This window comes from Streptomyces sp. GC420 (assembly GCF_009916105.1).
GTDB lineage: Bacteria > Actinomycetota > Actinomycetes > Streptomycetales > Streptomycetaceae > Streptomyces.
The window spans coordinates 1-1,301 of sequence record NZ_JAAAXQ010000753.1; the positions used below are offsets into that span (position 1 = coordinate 1).

At 71.6% G+C, this 1,301-nt stretch carries 2 protein-coding genes; both read right to left on the reverse strand.

What is annotated here, in order from left to right; translation table 11 throughout:
• Nucleotides 1-405, reverse strand: a 405-nt coding sequence (locus tag GUY61_RS38390; protein WP_166634904.1) for an NAD(P)-binding protein, incomplete at its 3' end; no start/stop codon positions are given.
• A 35-nt stretch (nucleotides 406-440) separates the two neighbouring features.
• Nucleotides 441-1,076: a DUF4126 domain-containing protein gene (locus GUY61_RS38395; RefSeq protein ID WP_166634905.1), complete on the reverse strand. Its 636-nt coding sequence runs from the start codon at nucleotides 1,074-1,076 to the stop codon at nucleotides 441-443.
• Between the last annotated feature and the right edge of the window lie 225 nt (nucleotides 1,077-1,301).

Sequence of the window (1,301 nt, forward strand, 5' to 3'; positions counted from 1 at the left end):
ACACCGCAGAGCAAGGCCCCTCGCCAACCCACGATATTGACCGCGCCTGCCGATGGCGACGATCCGAGGCTGCTGGAGTTCGACCACGCCGTCGCCCGGCAGTTCGACGCGGGTGCGCCCGGCGTCGGCGAAGACGTGCGCGCTCGCCGGGTCCACCTGGACCAGCTCCACGCCGTCCTCCAGCGGTTCCCTTCCGGTCTTGAGGAACAGATCGCGGTAGACCGCGGGCAGGTGCAGCAGACCGGGACCGGTGTCGAAGCCGAAGCCTTCCCGCTCCAGGCGGGCCAGCGCGCCGCCGTACGTCCCCCCGCGTTCGTACACCACCACCCGGTGGCCCGCGACGGCCAGCCGGGCGGCCGCCGCCATGGCGCCCGTCCCGGCGCCGATCACCGCAATCCGTGCCATGTCAGGGACCTTATCCGGCGCCACCGACAACACCGTCAGAGCGGTGGCGCTCCGGCCCGTGCTCCGGCCGGGTGACCGGCCGCCACGAGCCGCTTCTCCTCCTTGCGCTGGGCCCTGCGCCGCAGGAAGCGCCGGATCCGGGAGGCCAGGAAGACCACCATCAGGATGCCGAGGGCCAGCAGCGAACCGGCCACGACCGCAGCCGCCACGGGGTGGAAGACCGCGACGGTGATGATCCCGGCGACGCCCAGGTCCTCGGCGACGCTCACCAGGATGTTGCTCGCGGGCTCGGGAGAGGTGTTGACGGCCATCCGCGTTCCGGCCTTGACCAGATGGCTGGCCAGCGCCGTCGAGCCGCCTATCGCGCCCGCGGCCAGCTGCGGCAGGGAACCGCTCTCACCCGCCAGCAGCGCCGCCACCACGGCACCGGAGACCGGCCGGATCACGGTGTGCGCCGCGTCCCACACCGAGTCCACGTACGGGATCTTGTCGGCCACCGCCTCGATCAGGAAGAGCACACCCGCGACGATCAGCACATCGGTGCGCTGGAGCGATGCGGGCACCTCGTCGCTCAGGCCGGTGAGGCCGAATATGCCGAACAGCAGGATCACCGCATAGGCGTTGATCCCACTGGCCCAGCCGCTGGTGAAGACAAGAGGGAGTACCGACACGGACGCGATCGTAGCCAGTCGGTGCCGCCCGGGTCTGCGCCCGCGCACTCAGAGCTGAGTACCCGTACCTAGTGGGGGAGATGAGTAGTCGCGCGGATAGGCCCCGACCTGCGCGGACGGAAGAGTGGTGGGCACGGAGGGGGCGCGGCGCCGGTACCGCCGACACGGGGCGGCGGAACGGCGCGGCCCCTGAAGGACAGGGGGAAGCACGGGGGAGCAGGGGGC